The organism is Cytobacillus sp. EB106-05-05-XG126, from assembly GCF_058791715.1.
In genome coordinates this window covers 26,404-38,664 of sequence record NZ_JBYTDU010000023.1, presented here as the reverse complement: position 1 = coordinate 38,664, position 12,261 = coordinate 26,404, and the positions used below count along the sequence as shown (strand labels likewise).

The 12,261-nt window shown below is 42.8% G+C and carries 16 protein-coding genes; 6 read left to right on the top strand and 10 right to left on the bottom strand.

The window, feature by feature from the left end:
- Window positions 1-96: 96 nt before the first annotated feature.
- The 4 genes from AC3WTL_RS24140 to AC3WTL_RS24125 all read right to left on the bottom strand — a co-directional run bounded on the left by AC3WTL_RS24140 (window position 97) and on the right by AC3WTL_RS24125 (window position 3,191).
- Window positions 97-600 (bottom strand): phosphatase PAP2 family protein, encoded by a 504-nt coding sequence (locus AC3WTL_RS24140; protein WP_252219662.1) that lies wholly within the window; start codon window positions 598-600, stop codon window positions 97-99.
- A gap of 399 nt (window positions 601-999) precedes the next feature.
- The gene (locus tag AC3WTL_RS24135) at window positions 1,000-2,022 is read right to left on the bottom strand and encodes an alpha/beta fold hydrolase (RefSeq protein WP_252219659.1); all 1,023 of its coding nucleotides are present in this window, start codon (window positions 2,020-2,022) and stop codon (window positions 1,000-1,002) included.
- On the bottom strand, window positions 2,023-2,379 hold the full coding sequence (locus tag AC3WTL_RS24130; protein WP_076258166.1) for a hypothetical protein: 357 nt from the start codon (window positions 2,377-2,379) through the stop codon (window positions 2,023-2,025).
- 38 nt (window positions 2,380-2,417) lie between these two features.
- Window positions 2,418-3,191, bottom strand: coding sequence for an SDR family oxidoreductase (locus AC3WTL_RS24125; RefSeq protein WP_222499151.1), 774 nt, complete (start codon window positions 3,189-3,191; stop codon window positions 2,418-2,420).
- Window positions 3,192-3,372: 181 nt separating this feature from the next.
- On the opposite strand from AC3WTL_RS24125, the gene AC3WTL_RS24120 reads away from it, so the two are divergent.
- Window positions 3,373-3,615, top strand: a complete 243-nt coding sequence (locus AC3WTL_RS24120) for a hypothetical protein (RefSeq protein ID WP_163144901.1) — start codon at window positions 3,373-3,375, stop codon at window positions 3,613-3,615.
- 54 nt (window positions 3,616-3,669) lie between these two features.
- Here AC3WTL_RS24120 and AC3WTL_RS24115 read toward each other — a convergent pair whose 3' ends face one another.
- On the bottom strand, window positions 3,670-5,079 hold the full coding sequence (locus AC3WTL_RS24115) for an alanine/glycine:cation symporter family protein (RefSeq protein WP_048012000.1): 1,410 nt from the start codon (window positions 5,077-5,079) through the stop codon (window positions 3,670-3,672).
- Between the two features lie 287 nt (window positions 5,080-5,366).
- On the opposite strand from AC3WTL_RS24115, the gene AC3WTL_RS24110 reads away from it, so the two are divergent.
- The 3 genes from AC3WTL_RS24110 to AC3WTL_RS24100 all read left to right on the top strand — a co-directional run bounded on the left by AC3WTL_RS24110 (window position 5,367) and on the right by AC3WTL_RS24100 (window position 8,751).
- The gene (locus AC3WTL_RS24110; RefSeq protein WP_252219656.1) at window positions 5,367-6,608 is read left to right on the top strand and encodes a PucR family transcriptional regulator; all 1,242 of its coding nucleotides are present in this window, start codon (window positions 5,367-5,369) and stop codon (window positions 6,606-6,608) included.
- Window positions 6,609-6,725: 117 nt separating this feature from the next.
- Window positions 6,726-7,856 (top strand): alanine dehydrogenase, encoded by a 1,131-nt coding sequence (ald, locus tag AC3WTL_RS24105; RefSeq protein WP_076258171.1) that lies wholly within the window; start codon window positions 6,726-6,728, stop codon window positions 7,854-7,856.
- A 646-nt stretch (window positions 7,857-8,502) separates the two neighbouring features.
- Entirely contained in the window at window positions 8,503-8,751 is a 249-nt protein-coding gene (locus AC3WTL_RS24100) for a hypothetical protein (RefSeq protein WP_163144902.1), read from the top strand.
- 37 nt (window positions 8,752-8,788) lie between these two features.
- On the opposite strand, the gene AC3WTL_RS24095 is transcribed toward AC3WTL_RS24100, so the two are convergent.
- Window positions 8,789-9,058 (bottom strand): YuzC family spore coat inner layer protein, encoded by a 270-nt coding sequence (locus AC3WTL_RS24095; protein WP_492370148.1) that lies wholly within the window; start codon window positions 9,056-9,058, stop codon window positions 8,789-8,791.
- A 381-nt stretch (window positions 9,059-9,439) separates the two neighbouring features.
- Here AC3WTL_RS24095 and AC3WTL_RS24090 point away from each other — a divergent pair, with 381 nt between their 5' ends.
- Window positions 9,440-10,063, top strand: a complete 624-nt coding sequence (locus tag AC3WTL_RS24090; protein WP_248349476.1) for a DedA family protein — start codon at window positions 9,440-9,442, stop codon at window positions 10,061-10,063.
- 97 nt (window positions 10,064-10,160) lie between these two features.
- Here AC3WTL_RS24090 and AC3WTL_RS24085 read toward each other — a convergent pair whose 3' ends face one another.
- Window positions 10,161-10,343, bottom strand: coding sequence for a hypothetical protein (locus AC3WTL_RS24085; RefSeq protein WP_048012007.1), 183 nt, complete (start codon window positions 10,341-10,343; stop codon window positions 10,161-10,163).
- A 106-nt stretch (window positions 10,344-10,449) separates the two neighbouring features.
- Between AC3WTL_RS24085 and AC3WTL_RS24080 the strand changes: the two genes are divergently transcribed.
- The gene (locus tag AC3WTL_RS24080) at window positions 10,450-10,833 is read left to right on the top strand and encodes a hotdog fold thioesterase (RefSeq protein WP_492370147.1); all 384 of its coding nucleotides are present in this window, start codon (window positions 10,450-10,452) and stop codon (window positions 10,831-10,833) included.
- A 311-nt stretch (window positions 10,834-11,144) separates the two neighbouring features.
- On the opposite strand, the gene mnhG is transcribed toward AC3WTL_RS24080, so the two are convergent.
- Genes mnhG through AC3WTL_RS24065 form a run of 3 tightly spaced genes read right to left on the bottom strand, consistent with a single transcriptional unit; the run spans window position 11,145 to window position 12,260 of the window.
- Window positions 11,145-11,516, bottom strand: coding sequence for a monovalent cation/H(+) antiporter subunit G (mnhG, locus tag AC3WTL_RS24075; RefSeq protein WP_248349475.1), 372 nt, complete (start codon window positions 11,514-11,516; stop codon window positions 11,145-11,147).
- Window positions 11,500-11,784: a Na(+)/H(+) antiporter subunit F1 gene (locus tag AC3WTL_RS24070; RefSeq protein WP_159344920.1), complete on the bottom strand. Its 285-nt coding sequence runs from the start codon at window positions 11,782-11,784 to the stop codon at window positions 11,500-11,502. The genes mnhG and AC3WTL_RS24070 overlap by 17 nt, the downstream gene beginning before the upstream one ends.
- Window positions 11,784-12,260: a Na+/H+ antiporter subunit E gene (locus AC3WTL_RS24065; protein WP_197249318.1), complete on the bottom strand. Its 477-nt coding sequence runs from the start codon at window positions 12,258-12,260 to the stop codon at window positions 11,784-11,786. Before AC3WTL_RS24065 ends, AC3WTL_RS24070 begins: the two co-directional genes overlap by 1 nt.
- Window position 12,261: the final 1 nt, after the last annotated feature.

The window sequence follows — 12,261 nt, the reverse complement described above, 5'->3', positions numbered from 1 at the left end:
GTGTCGATTGATCGAAGCGCTAGCGGAGATCTTAGCGACACTAGAACGCGACTAACAATCAGTGGGGGATAAGGAAACCCCCCACTGATTGAAGTTTCACTTTATTTCTGGTTTTGAAAGTTTTTCTGTGAACCAGCCTATTGTTCCGCCAATAAGAGCACCGCTAATAACATCGGAAGGGTAGTGGTGGCCTGCCCAGATGCGGGCGAAGCCTGTGCATGCTGAAACCCACAGCAAAATACGGCCTATAAATCGGTTTCCGTAAAAAATGACGATAGAAGCAGCAAACGAAACTACTGTATGCTTGCTTGGAAAACTTGAGTCTCTTTTGGCTGGAATTAATAGGCCAACCTTATTTTTTATGAAGGGACGGGGCCTGAAATAACAAATTTTTAGAACCTTATTTACAAAGATTGCAATCAGAGAAGCAGCAGCAGCTTTTTTTGCGGCTGTTCTGGAAGGTCCTTTGGCCAGCCACATACATGCCAGGACAAATAAAAATAAATACCTTGCCCTATTTGATAAAAGAATCATTAAAAAATCTATAAAAGCTATACGACCGGATAAACGGTTGATTGCCTTGAAAATTTTCAAGTCCATTATTTGTCTCCTTCTGCTCTTGTCATTGTCAGATGCCTGCTTAAGGCTCTCCTGTGATTTCCTATTGTTCATTTGCTTATTATTTGCAGCTAAGCATGTAAAAACACCATTTGGGCTAACATAAAAAAATAAAGACCATGCATCAATGGCATGGTCTTAAAACTAAGCAGAAAATAAGTCTCTAAACACAAATGAAGCAAAACCCATATAAGCACTGACAGTGTAGTCGTATATAAAATAATTTGGATAATTCCATAAAGTCATCAAGTTACCTCCTTTAAATATTGAATCCCCTGCGAGGCAGGGGAATGATAAATATTATATTTTTCGCAGTCTAACGGGCAGTAAGACCCCCACTTTAAGACTCAGAGGAATCAATGGAGGAGTTGAAGTTTCACTTTATCCTGATCTTGCTGACAGCCATTTGTCCATATAGTCAGGAACTTTTCCTTCTGAAGTAAGGTTGGCATGCCCGCCCTGAAGGAGATGAAAAGTTTTATCAGCACTGGACACCAGGTCCATGACCGGAAGAATCTGCTCTTTTGGAACAAGTCGGTCATTATCTGACGCGACAGCGAGCAAATTAGCTTTAATTTTACTGATGGCGGCTTTCTTTTCTCCGATCGTTAATGTACCGTTCACAAGCTTATTGTCTTTTAAAAGATCTTGATGGATTTGCTTCAGTGCAGCCCCTGCAAATGGAATATGGCCATTGGTCCAATGGTTAAATCGCTTCCAGCGGGACGCATATGCTTCATCGTCGGCCCTGGCCAGAAGCGATAAATATGGAGAGAAATAGAGGGGGGAAGTAAATAGCCGCATACCTGATTTAATGGCAAAGGCGGGGATAAGTCCCCATGCATCAAAAGTGGTTTCCAGGCTGCCTTCTCCATTTCGCAGTTCATCTGCCCATTTATCAAAGACCGGGACAATGCTGAAATCAACTGGTGCAACAGACAGTACTAAGTTTTTGACCGGTTCATCCGCAATGGCCGCATAAATGGCTGCAAAGGTGCCTCCCAGGCAAAAGCCCATCACAGTTATTTCGTCTGCTCCCGAGTGATATAAAGCTCTTTTTACCCCCTTCTGGATGTATTCAGTAATATAATCTTCCATCGTAATGTCTTTATCCTCATAGCCCGGAATCCCGAAATCCAGTAAATAGACATCATACCCGCTGTTAACCAAAGCTTCGATTAAACTGTTCTGTGGTCCCAGGTCTAAGATAAAGGGCTGATTGACAAGTGAATAGACAAGGAAAATGGGGATACTGTATTTTTTGCTGGCAGGGGCATAGTGCCAGAGAGTTGCCTTATTTCTTTTCCAGACTGCAGTCCTTGGAGTTAAATTGATCTCCGGATCAGGCTGTAAAAGAGTATTAACGAATCCAAACAGTTTTTTGGAAGCTGTATTTTGTTCCATTTATTTTTCCGCGCTTTCAGCAGGGCTGCCAAGTGCTTTTTTTATTTCCTCAATAGATCTGGCCAAAGCAATGACTTTTTCGTCAATCTGATCCATTTTTTCTTCAGCCTGAACAGTGAGTTTTGCTGCATTTGCCACGTCGGTCTTGGTAGGAAAGTTAAGAGGGATGGATAGTGTTTCAATGGCGTCCCGGAGTTTTTTCATGCTTGCTGCAGTCACCTCGGAACGGGTGACTAAGTTTTTGAAAATATCTTCTTTGTTAATAGAGTTCTGAATAGATTCATTCAGTTCTCTTTCCACTTTTGTCCCTAACTTTTTTATTGCCTGCAATAGGGCTTCTGTATGGTTAATAGACATAAACTTTCTCCTTTCTATGAAGTTAGCTCTGTGAAACCTTAAAGGGATACCGTCATTCCTCCATCTACGACTAATACCTGTCCTGTCACGTAATCAGACGCTTTGGATGATAAAAAGACAGCTGCTCCTTTTAAGTCATGTTCGCTGCCAAATCTTCCGGCAGGAATCTTTCTGAGAATGACTGAACTCGATTTTTCAAGGATTTTTGTAATTTTGGTAGGAAAGAAGCCTGGAGCAATAGCGTTTACTTGAATGCCGGCAGGAGCCAATTTTACAGCTAAATCCTTTGTAAGTGCGATAACTGCTCCTTTACTTATGCTGTAAGGCACTGCATCAAGAAATGCCGAGTGGGTGCCCCTCATTCCATTTACGGAAGAAATATTAATGATTTTGCCGCTTCCCTGCTTCGTCATCACTTTTGCGGCAGCCTGTGAAAATAAAAACAGCCCCTTTAAGTTCACATCCATGACTTTGTCCCATTTATCAGCAGGCAGATCCAGAAAAGGTGCAACCCAGGATGTACCGCTATTATTAATGAGGATATCGATGCTTCCAAATGTCTCCAGGGTCTTTTGGATGACCTTCTGAATGTCTTCTTCCTTGGTGATGTCACATTCGATGGCCAGGGCCTTAACTCCTTTGGCTTCAAGGTTTTTTCTGACATGCTCACATGCTTCAATTCTGCGTGAGCAGACGACAACATTTGCTCCTGCTTCCCCAAGTGCATTTGCCATTTGCTCACCGAGTCCGCGTCCTCCTCCAGTGACAATGGCTGTTTTATTGCCTAAATGAAATAACTCGTTCAATTCCAACGTTATCCCTCCCTTATTTGTTAGTAATAAGCAATCCTGATATTTAAAATAGACTTCGATATAGTATAGACAAGTTCACCTCTTGTGGTGCTAAAATTGTATATTTGCCTTGTCCCAAAAATGTATAAGGAAGACAAAAACAGAAAAGGATGGATAACAAACGGGGGAGGGATGCGAAAAGATGGAAAGGGAGCAAATTGAGGAGCTTTTTAAAGAAAGCGGATATCCCGTTTTAAACAGCAAGCTTGCTTATAAAGTCTGGATGACTGGGGTATGGGATGAAGAAGATGAAGACAGAATAGAAGCGTTTTTAGATGCTTATTCTTTTGAAGAAGAAGGAATATTCACTGGCGAATTTCTTTACCACTACCGGATATTTGCCTATATTTACGAGAGGAATGAACTGTCTTTATTTCCGTTTTAGGATACTAAACAAAAACAAACACAGATCAAGGGACCTGTGTTTGTTTTACATATATTAGCTAGCCTTATTTAACTGCTTATTGGCTGCTTTATAATGATTTTCAAAGAATTCATTAGTATCTTTAACAACCACTTTGCTTAAGAGAATTAATGCAATTAAGTTAGGAATCATCATTAATGCATTTGCCATGTCTGCGAATGCCCAAACAGTAGTTAAGTTGGCCACCGCACCGATGCCAGTTGCGAAGATGTAAATGGCACGGTATCCCATAATTCCTTTTGTGCCAACAAGGTATTCAAAGCATTTTTCACCATATACATACCAGCCGACGATTGTAGAGAAGCCGAAGAATATAACAGAGAATGCAACGATATATTCACCCGCTGTTCCAAGGACATGTGCAAAGGCTGCACTTGTTAATGCTCCGCCGTCAAGGCTTCCGTTATGCGCCACGCCTGAAATCAATCCGCCTGTTGTGTCCCAGAAACCAGTCATGATAAGCACTAGTCCGGTCATCGTACAAACCACGATTGTAACAATAAATGTTCCAGTCATCGCAACAAGAGCCTGTTTTACAGGATGGTCTGTCTTTGCGTTTCCTGCAATAAGCGCTGCTGTACCAAGACCGGCTTCATTAGAGAAAATACCCCTTGAAACACCATTCTTGATTGCTTCGGATACGACAACACCGACAAAACCGCCTGTCGCTGCTACCGGATTGAAGGCATAGTAGAAGATTGTCTGGAAACCAGGAATGATTTGATCATAGTTAACAGCGAGTATCAGTAATGCTCCGCCGATATATAGAACAGCCATGACTGGAACAAAGAATCCTGCTACAGTACTGATGCGCTGAATGCCGCCAAAGATGATTAAGGCAGCCAACACAGCAAGTACGACACCTGTTACCCAATTATTAATCCCAAATGAAGTATCCATAACAGCTGCAATCGTATTCGATTGAACACTGTTTCCAATGCCCAGTGCCGCAAATGCACCAAAGACTGCAAAGGCTACTGCAAGCCATTTAAACTTTTTGCCGAGACCGCGTTCCACATAATACATCGGTCCGCTGGAGTACTCGCCATTTGCATTTTTAACACGGTATTTCATTGCAAGTAATGCTTCGGCATATTTGGTTGCCATTCCAAGCAAACCAACTACCCACATCCAGAAGATGGCTCCTGGTCCGCCGAGTGTAATCGCAGTGGCAACACCGGCGATATTACCATTACCAATGGTTGCTGCAAGAGCGGTCATTAGAGCTTTAAAGTTACTGACATCGCCCTCATCATTGGATGAAGCCTGTCCTTCTTTTGTAAATCCTAATTTAAATGCATATATCAGCCTTCTGAATTGAAGACCCTTCAGCATGAATGTTAAAAGAACACCCGTACCAAACAGCAAAATCAAACTTGGTGTGCCCCAGAGCACCCCGTTAATTTTATTAAGCGTCTCAAGCATAAATCATCGCCTCCTAGATGTTAACGCTTTCAAATACTGTAAGTAAAACTATTAATATGTGCTTTTTTTGTGAGCATGTCCTATTGTAAAATTATCTGAATATAACTTCAAGTCAAATTTAAAAAGTAAAACTATTAGAAATTTTATAAAAACAGGGAGGGGCACGGCTCGAATTTTGTCGAATAGGCATGAGGGCTTTGGTAGAGTACAGGGTGGCATTGAGGTATAATATAATAGGATAGAAAAAGTGCAGTTTAAAGAAGTTTTACGATTGGGTGATAATTAAAATGGAAAAAGATCCGTTTAAGAGGGCATTTAGTGATCTGGAGGAATTGGTAGATAAGATCCGCGATGTCCTGGAATGCCCTGTTACAATAGAAGATGTTAATCATCGCCTGCTGGCATACAGTACACATGATGACCAGACCGATACCGCAAGAATCGCTACAATCATCAGCAGAAAGGTTCCTGAGAAGGTGATTAATCGTTTATGGAAGGAGCGTGTGATTCCGCAGCTGATGCAAAGCGGCGAACCGCTTAGAATTCCTGAAATAAAGGAGATCGGACTGGGAAATCGGGTAGCCATTTCAATACGTAATCATAATGAAGTATTAGGCTACATCTGGGCAGTTGAAGAAGAAGCCGCTTTAACAGAAAGCAAGCTGAATATGCTAAAGCTGGCCGCACAGTCTGCAAGGACGGAAATGTTAAGATTAAACGCCCAGAAGAAAAAAAGAGCTGAAGGCTACCGGGATTTTTTCTGGGAACTGCTAACCGGCCGTTTTCATACCCATGATGAAATCTCAGACAGATTTGAGGATTTAAGCATAAAGCCGCCATCACCTTTTGCTGTGCTAGTCTTTAGGTTTAAAGAAGAGGTTACCTCTAAAATAGAGCAAAAGATCATCTATCTGATCACGACAAGCCAAAAGGTTCATATAACCTTCCATGCCGCGATGGGGAATGAATTCGTTATTTTAGCAGTGCCGCCTGAACCTGCTCTAGCTGAAAATACTTTTATTGAATTCATCCAGTTTTTCATTGATCAAATGAAATCACGTTTTGGCATCGATCATATTACCGGGGCAACAGGAACAACTTATCAGCACTTTGAAAAAGTGGAAAAAAGCTATCAGGAGGCATTGCAGGTCCTGCGTCTTAAAGAACAATTTCCGGAAGAGATCCATCATATTTATAGCTATCAGCAGCTTGGCCTTTTCCGCTACCTTGATGCCATCCTTGAAAAGAAACGGCAGGAACCGTATGAGCACCCTGCTATCGAAAAGATTACTAAATATGACCTTGAGCACCGGACCAATCTGCTCACTACTCTTGAAGCCTTCATCGATCATGACAGCAATGTGAACGAAACAGCTAAAAAGCTGCATATTCATATGAATACACTGAATTACCGATTAAAGAGGATAACCGATATTGGGAAAGTTGACTTGAAGAATACAAATACAAAATTTTCTTTATATCTTGAACTAAAAATCCGGAGAATGGAAAAGAAGAGCCCCCATTTGTAGATTTTCACAAATGGAGGCTCTTTTATTTTACCGATTTAACAATGACAGCGCTTTACTTAAATTATTATACTGACAATAGTAAATATCATAATTGATAGAGTGAAAGGGGATTTTTCCATGATTATTGGAGTACCTAAAGAGATTAAAAATAACGAAAATCGTGTTGCTGCGACACCAGCAAGCGTTGACGCATTAGTAAAGTCCGGACATAAAGTATTAGTAGAAATCGATGCAGGAATTGGAAGCGGTTTCACTAACGAAGATTATACTGAAGTAGGAGCCGTTATCGTAGATACTGCTGCAGAAGCATGGGCAGCTGAAATGGTTATGAAGGTTAAAGAGCCGCTAGCTTCCGAGTATGGCTATTTCCGTGAAGGATTGGTTCTTTTCACATACCTTCACCTTGCAGCAGAGCCTGAGCTTGCAAAAGCATTAACTGAAAAAGGTGTTACAGCGATTGCTTATGAAACAGTGGAAGTAAACCGCACATTGCCTCTTCTAACTCCAATGAGTGAAGTTGCAGGACGCATGTCTGCTCAAATTGGAGCTCAATTCCTTCAGAAGACGAATGGCGGAATGGGAATCCTTCTTGCAGGTGTTCCAGGGGTATCACGCGGAAAAGTTACCATCGTTGGCGGCGGTGTGGTTGGAATCAACGCAGCGAAAATGGCAATCGGACTTGGCGCACAAGTTACAATCATCGACTTAAGCCCAGAGCGTCTTCGCCAGCTTGACGATATTTTCGGAAACAGCATCCAAACTTTAATGTCTAATCCTTTCAACATTGCAGAAGCCGTAAAAGATGCTGACCTGGTAATTGGTGCGGTTCTGATCCCGGGAGCGAAAGCGCCTAAACTTGTAACAGAAGAAATGATTAAAACAATGAAGCCTGGTTCAGTAGTTGTTGACGTAGCGATTGACCAGGGCGGTATTTTCGAAACTGTTGATCACATTACAACTCATGACAATCCAACATATGATAAGCATGGCGTTGTTCACTATGCTGTTGCAAACATGCCTGGTGCAGTTCCAAGAACATCTACAATTGCTCTTACAAACGTTACAATCAACTATGCTCTGCAAATTGCAAACAAAGGTGTTGTAAAAGCGATTGAAGACAATGCAGCACTAAAACTTGGCGTAAACGTTGTAAACGGAAGCATCACATACCCAGCGGTTGCTAAAGACCTTGGCTATGAGTATGTATCTGTCGAAGATGCATTTGCTAAAGTAAAAGCAGCTAACTAATATACCAAAAATCCCCTTGGCCAAAAGGCTAAGGGGATTTTGTTTTGTGCAGTCAGGGCGCCTTCCGCTTTTCTAGTGCTGTCTAGCTCCAGCCCCTACCCCCTCGAGGTCACAAGCTTGTCTTGTTTCGGCTCCTAGGGACTCGGGATCATAAGCCGTTTCCTTTCAGAAGGAAAAACTCCTTCTTACAGGAACCGTCTTATGCCTGTCGTCCCTGGGCAGTCACCTCCAAATTTCTTGCAATCCTCACAAAAAGGCAAAGGACGCCTTTCCGTAAGGCCCGTCTTGTGCTTGTCGGGGGTGGACAAGGCGCTTCCGCTTTTCTAGTGTTGTCTAGCTCCAGGCGCCATCGGCTCGAGGTCATAAGCCAATCCGTCCAAAAGATTAAAGAACAATTTTTTAGCCGGCTCGTCTTATGCTTGAGGCCCGCAGGACAAGGAAGGCTTCGTCAGCATAAACATCGCACGACCAAAAGCGACAGCTTTTGGGAGGATGCGGGTCATGCAGACGTTGCCACAGGACCTGGCGGTTTTAGTCTGCGTTCCTTTATAAGCGGGCGCCTTCCGCTTTTCTTGCCGCCCACTCAAAATAAGGACATCTGCATATTAAATAGAGAAGGGATTGAAAATGAAGGAGGTTACCCTGCATGTATTATTATAGAGGCCCATATAGAAACGGGAACGAAAGGTTTTTCTTTTTAGGAGCTCCTTTCGTCGGCGGCTTGCTTGGCGGTTTCCTGGGAGGCGGGCTGGGAGCAGCTTTATTTGCTCCACGTCCATTTTACGGCCCTCCGCCTCCACCGCCTTTCTATGGCCCGCCAGGAGCACCATATGCCCCTTACGGCGGTGGCGGATACCCTGGCTATGGCCCATATGGAAACCCTTATTACCGCTAAACACGTGAGAAGCTCTCTTAATTGAGAGCTTTTTTATTTACATCCATCTCAGTTTTAACATTAAATCACAGCATTTCTGAGGATCCTCTTTGTCTGATTCGAAATGAAGTCTTAGCCCGTCGGGGGTATAGTCAACAGAAGGGACTCGCGAGATGCCTGTCGATTTCAGCAGGTTTTCGACTGCCGCCTTGTTGGACTGCTGGGCCGCTGACATCAGTTCATAAGAAAACTTTTTTGACTCTGCCATATTTACAAGCAATGTGCTGGCATCTCTCATGAGGACCTCCATTTTTTTTGCAGAGCTCATGAACATTTGGGGATCGACAGCAGGCAAGGTCCTGTAGAAATGCACAGGGTGATAATAAGTCTGATAGGCCTGGGGATAAGTCCAGCAGCTTTGCTGCTGAGGATTATATCCGGGCTTTGGATAGCGAAAATAATAATAGGGGTACATCCGGTTCTGCCCCTTTCGATTAATAATAAATGCACGCATTCCCAATATATGAAAACAAGGCTTTTCCTATGAAGGAACAAAATTGTTTCACACAAAGGTTAGGCATATGAGGTGGATAGGAAGAGAATTTTTTAAAAGGATTGATATTATTAGAAAAGGGGTAAAAGAAGGGAATGAAGAATATATTAGTGTGGTAAATAATTGTGCATAGCTTACATAGATAGGAGGCCCCGAATGGAACTGGAACTGATCTTGGAAATCATTGAAAATAACGGATATTTGGGGCTGTTTCTCTGGCTTTGGGTAGGAGTTTTTATTTTTCCTGTGCCAAATGAATTGATTGTTATGACTGTTGGACTTTCTTCCTCTTTAAAAACGCTTCACCCTGCGCTTGCATTCATCGTCATTTATCTTGGCATTTTGGCGGCATTGTCAACCTGTTATACCATCGGGCGTTTGGTCGGAAGGCCTTTGCTAAAGTACTTTCATAAAAGCAAAAGGATGTCTAAAACGATTGATTCTTCTTTAAAGTTAATGGAAAAGTATCATGCCTTTTCCCTCTCCTTCAGCTATTTTGTTCCGGGTATCCGAAACTTCCTCCCTTTTTTATACGGCTTCAGTAAATTGCCATTTAAAAAATTCGCTTTATTTGCATACAGCGGCGCACTGATATGGCTGTCTTTATCCTTCTCGATCGGCTACGTATTTGGAGATCATATTGACACTATCATCAAACATGAAAAAGAAATACTGATTGGCCTGGCAGGCTTTGCTGCAATCTTCCTTATTTTCCGCATTACCAGAAAAAAACGCGGGAAGGAACAGGAAAAGCTGCATGATCAGGGGCTGGGATTATAATATAAAAGGCAGCAAGATGCTGCCTTTTATATGTCTAGCTCCAGCGCCTACCCCTCGAGGTGTCGGGGGGGGGGCAAGGCGCTTGCGCTTTTCTAACTTAGTACTGATTGCGGTGCTCTACCAGGTCGATGGCTCCAAGTACGATATGGGCGAGCCCAAAACCAACGATGGTATCTGATAACATATTGTTTGTTCTGCGGTTTTGTTTCATTGCATAGCCTGCCGCAGTAACAGCGGTGCCGAGAACAGCCGGAATTAATCCTTCGCGTACACGATCCATGACGGTCACCTCTTTTTTGAGATTGTCCAAGAGGACATCCATAGTTTGTTCTTATATAATGAAGTATAGTATGACAACATTTTACATAGCGAAAGGGGATTGGGGAATGGAATTGAAAGGTACTCTAATCGAAACACTCGGAATGGAAATCGTGTCACTTGAAAAAGGCCGTGTTGTTGCCACTATGCCTGTTGATGAACGCACCCGCCAGCCGTTTGGCCTCCTGCATGGAGGGGCATCTGTCGCCCTTGCAGAAACTGTTGCAAGCATCGGAGCATTTGAACTTTGCGACAAAGAAACGGAGTCCGTGGCAGGGCTTGAGATCAATGCTAACCATATACGTGCCAAAAAAGATGGGATCGTGACGGCTGTCGCAACAGTGTTGCATCAGGGGAGAACTACAATGGTCTGGGATATCAAAATAATAGATGAAAATGACAAACTGGTTTGCACATCAAGATGTACCATGGCAGTAATAAAAAGAAAATAAATAATAAAAAACCGCAAGAGGATTTCTCTTGCGGTTTTCCTATTTATCGCAGTCTAACGGGCAGTAAGACCCCCACTTCAAGACTCAGAGGAACAAAGGAGGATAAGCGGGGGCAAACTGCCCAATCCAGCTGCGGCTCCTAGGGGCTCGAGGTCATAAGCCAATCAGCTGATGGGAAGAAAAGCACTTCCCACCATCTGCTCGTCTTATGCTTGTCACCCCTGGGCAAGTCGCCTCGCTTTATAATGTAAAGGCCCGATTGGTTCAACTAACAATCAGTGGGAAAAAACTCCACTGATTGAAGTTTTACTTTATGATTGTTCCTTGCTGCTTGCCTTTTTCATATGTGGTGCATCTTTCAAGTCATCCTGTACACTTTTATCCCATAGCTCTACACCGGAGTTATAAGCTGCCCGGGCAATTAAATGCCCGGCTACAGGTGATGTCATGAAGATGAATATAATTCCGAGCAGCACTCTGGAATTGAAAAAGCCATCTTTAACATAAAAGAACAGCAGGGCTCCAAGCAGTATGGACATAACCCCCAGTGTAGCGGACTTTGATGCCGCATGGTTCCTGGTATAAACATCAGGAAGCCTGATAACGCCATATGCAGCGACAAGGCTTAAAAAAGCACCCAGTATAATCAGCACAATAATGACAATATTAGCGATCTCGTTCATTTTCGATAATAACCCCCTTCTCCAGATATTTAGAGAAGGCTACGGTCCCTATAAAGGCAAGAATCCCGATCAGAAGGATAACCTCCACATAAGCACTTGTATTAAGGGCGATAGAAATCAATGCAACAATTGCAACAAGATTTATGCCAATAGCATCAAGTGCAACCACACGGTCTGGCGTGGTCGGCCCTTTAATCACTCTGTAGATCAAACCGATGGTGGCAGCCGAAATGATAAGGATGGCACTTAGAACAACAGTATTCAGCATTACCGGCTCACCTCCAAGATTGCTTTTTCAAACGAGTTCCTGATAGAATCAATGGTTTCCTCTGCATCTTCAATATCAATTGCATGGATGTAAAGAATCTTATTATCCGGAGAAACGTCTACAACCAATGTCCCCGGAGTCAGTGTGATCAAATTCGATAGCACTGTTATTTCCCAGTCCTTTTTCAGAACAGTAGGGTAGGCGAAAATGCCTGGCTGCATATCAAGTTTGGGTCTTAACAATACTTTAAGCACGCCGATGTTCGCTAAGATAAGCTCTTTGATGAAAAGAAACAAAAGATTGATTACCGCTACAACTCTTAATAGATAAAAGCGTGAATCGAAAAATCTTCTGAAAGTAAAGATGATGAGCAGGCCAAAAAGGTATCCTTTAAGGAACGCAACCGGTTCGTATGATCCTGTTAAAAACATCCACATAAACCCAAGGAACACATTTAATAATATTTGAAATGCCATA